Raw genomic sequence first — 3,360 nt, 5'->3', positions numbered from 1 at the left:
TCGAACCCGTGATCGGCCATCTCAAAGCCGAGCATCGAATGGGCCGAAACTATCTCTGGTACCGCCAAGGCGACGCTGCCAACGCCATCCTCGCAGCTGTCGGCTACAACTTCCGCCGCCTGATCCGCTGGCTCAGGCTTTTGTTGTGCCAGATACTCCTCGCCCTTATGGCAACGATTCAACCCGCTCCGGCTTAAAACCGGCGTTCTTCACGGACGACGGCTTAGCTCAGATCGATACATCCCCTGTCTACATGGGCCCGCTCGACCGCACAGCCGGTGAGTGTCTCGGTGCGATCAATGACGCCCGCAAGTGTGACCGTCGTAGGGTTATCGGGCAGCGCGCTGGCGTGCAGCACGAACAGGCCAATCGGAGCCCGATGGTTGTTGGTGACGGTGGAGGCCTTCACTCCGAACTCCTAAGGCGCTGCGGCCTTGCCTGCCGACGCACTCCACCTCAGGGGCATGGAAGGAATAACCTTTCCAGCCGCGCGTGCGCTGCTGCTGCGAGTGGATCTGCGTGGCCCGGCCAAGCGGGAGGGCAAATGCATGCTCGAGAGATGGCCGGCCCTCGATTTTGCGGCGGACGTCGCGGATGATCCGGCCCAGCCGGCCGCGCAGGATGCGCAACTGCCGCTGATGCCACGTGAACTGTTTAGCATGGGCGTAGTGGGAAGCCATCATCGGGCGGCCTTGGCCGCGCGGGGAGCTCCAGTCAGTCGCCAGGCCGCTTGCGCCAGTGGCTCAGGTCCGAGCGCTTGTGCGGGAATGCATGCTGGAAGAACTCTTTGCCGTGAAGAACTGGAAATACGATCCCTGGACCCAGCGCTCGCTTGCGCCCTCATCAGACAGCCGTAGATGTGCTTGAGCAACAACAGCCGATCACCACCAATCGATCTCGCTGGCAAGCAGAACCAGCTCGTGCTGCAGATTGATGATCTGGTCTGACCGCGCCCGGAACAGATCATTGGATCCAGTTGACTTGTGCTTCTTGGCCGCATCGGTGCCTCCGATACGGATTCCCCGGCCGGCTTCCATCGGTGCATGGGGCCGGATTCGCTCGGAATCCACGGCCCGCTTGGTCGGAATGCGCAGATTTCATGCTTAGCCACAGCTGTCCTCAATCAAAGGCCCCCGGAGGGCATGCCGGAGGCCTTCTTGGAGGTTAACTGACTATAGAGCCGCTCGCTTTTCTCCTTTCGCTGTTTTAAGAGAGATTCAAAAGTTGCGCTGAGCGCGGAGCAGCAACTGTAGGCTGGTCTGGTCCTTCAGTTCATACACGCCGGCCGGCTTGGCGATGCCCGACTGAAGAGGCAAGCTCACCGTGCTTCCGCCCGCATACTTCTGGTCGAGCATCGTGTAGGCGATTTCGGACGAGAAAGTCAGATTCTTGACGGGATTCCAGCGCGTGGCCAAACCGACGACCGAATAGTTGAAGTCAGGGTTGCAACCAGCCGCGCCGCTCGACAGTGCCAGAGTCGCGACCAACGCGCCGCAGATATACCCCTTCGCCGTGCTGTTGTATCGCACGGCACCGATCCCTCCGAAGATGGCGGTATTCCAATATGGATTCCAATTGTGGGTGTAGCCGGCGTTAAAACCATAGGTCGTGGTTAACTGCTGACCCGCGCCCGCAACGAACACTGAGTCAGAGACACCAGCGAGGCCTACGCTCTGGTAAGCTCCTGTCAATCCGGTACTACCATAAGCCGCGAAAGCGAACGGCATATATTGGTGGAAGTTGTAAACGCTTGCACCGTTCGTGTAGACACCCTGGACGTTGATCGTGTCGCCGGCACCGGTCGGGACATTTTTGATTGACAATGCAAGCTGACCAGCCCAGCCCCATTTGTCGTTTGGATGCCCTGTCGTTTCATCGGCACCATAATAGCCAGCGTGATTGGCGTGCGCGGCAACCGATGCCTGGAAAAGCCCCCAAGCCTGGTCGACGCGCAGCATTGCTACGAGATCGGGAGACCGTGAACCACCAATGTCGCCAGCACCATATGCGCCCGTGGCAAGAGCTGCGGCCGTCGCACCGCTTACGTTCCAGATGTTGGTAGTGCGGATAACCTGATCCTCGGCCGAGAAGGACGCCGTAATGCCTTGACCGAAGTCAGCGGTATACGCGAACTGGTTAACAGCTTCCCACCCAGCGCCGCCGGGCATAGCGTCGAAGGCGTTTCCAGGATAGTTGGTCCAGGGCGAGGAGAACTGCGACTGCGCTCGACCTAAGGTAAAACCGGCAAACTGCATGAACGCGTAGTAGATGGAGAGCTGACCTCCAGAAATCTGACCGCTGCCGCTTCCGGCCGGATTGGTTCCGCTATAGACGGTTGCGCCGTTGATGGCAGAGGTCCCGGCACCGCTATACCCACCGGCCGTCCAGGTGAAGGCCAACTCAGCGTATGTGCGAAGGACGCCATACTCGGTCGCGGTGCGCGTATCGACGTTGTAGTCAAAACGGGATTGGGCTGTGTAGTAGTTGCTGAGGCGGTTGTGCGCACCACCGAGGCCGCTGGCGGCGGCGGCCCATATGCCGTTCGTGCCCAGCACCGTTGTCCCGCGCACGTAACCGCCGAGCTTGATGCACGTGTCGCTACCAGGAATGTAGTAGAAACCTGCACCGTAGAGCGAGCAGATCTTCACGTATTCAACCGCCTTGGCCCTTACAGGAAGATCGGCCGCGTGTGCGCCCGCTCCTACGAACGTTGCCGCTGAACCCAGGGCAAGAGCCTTCATCAATTTCATCATTGAACCTCCAAGTTGGAACGTCGTTTCCGTCCTTCAAAGATCCGCCGCTGCTAGCCTCACCGACTGGCGGGTGCTTGACGGACGACGTCGAGGCGCCCCCTCTCCGTCAACTGAAGGTCTAATTCGTCTGATCGATTGCATCAATTAATTAATTTTCGCAATCGAAACTCGGGAAACGATCGTTGCAATTTTGCAACAAATCACTGCGACAAGAGGACAAACTGAAGAAACAACCTCCAGGGGGCATCCCAGAGGTTCTCCTTGGAGATTTAGACGTGACCGCTAAGAGCCTCTCTCAGACGATCCGGCAACACAATAACCTGTTGATTTTGTAAATTGATTTTTTTCATGGCGCCCATGCCTTGGGCAGCCTTTCCTCGCGATCCTAAGATAGATAGGTCTCACGCGGGAGGCCACCGCGCGCCCTACTCAAGCCACTAACATGGGCGGATCGTCCAACATGGCCGAAAAGCAAAAAATCGACAGAGGAGTCAGAGACTTGATCTGATGAGCTGGCTCCGCAAATTTGAACAGGAGGATAAGTGGAATTTCTGCCTGACGGCGGCGATAATCGCCGCGAACAGGAGAGACCATGAGCAGACGACCG

General features: G+C 58.3%; 1 protein-coding gene and 2 pseudogenes. 1 reads left to right on the top strand and 2 read right to left on the bottom strand.

Annotation, left to right across the window (positions count from 1 at the left end; all coding sequences use genetic code 11):
• Positions 1–197 (top strand): annotated as a pseudogene (locus tag IVA80_RS30930) (IS5/IS1182 family transposase); the annotation flags it as partial.
• Positions 198–241: 44 nt separating this feature from the next.
• Here IVA80_RS30930 and IVA80_RS30925 read toward each other — a convergent pair.
• A pseudogene (locus tag IVA80_RS30925) lies at positions 242–1,037 on the bottom strand (IS5/IS1182 family transposase); the annotation flags it as partial.
• Between the two features lie 180 nt (positions 1,038–1,217).
• Positions 1,218–2,750: a porin gene (locus IVA80_RS30920; protein WP_247438568.1), complete on the bottom strand. Its 1,533-nt coding sequence runs from the start codon at positions 2,748–2,750 to the stop codon at positions 1,218–1,220.
• Positions 2,751–3,360: the final 610 nt, after the last annotated feature.

Source organism: Bradyrhizobium sp. 139 (genome assembly GCF_023074175.1).
In the GTDB taxonomy this organism is placed as follows: Bacteria; Pseudomonadota; Alphaproteobacteria; order Rhizobiales; family Xanthobacteraceae; genus Bradyrhizobium.
The sequence above is the reverse complement of the archived record's forward strand: the minus strand, read 5'-3'. Positions and strand labels throughout refer to the sequence as shown.

What these genes read in the sequence shown, in the direction of transcription:
- IVA80_RS30920 (WP_247438568.1), bottom strand. Translation starts at nt 2,750, where the DNA reads ATGAAATTGATGAAGGCTCTTGCCCTGGGTTCAGCGGCAACGTTCGTA.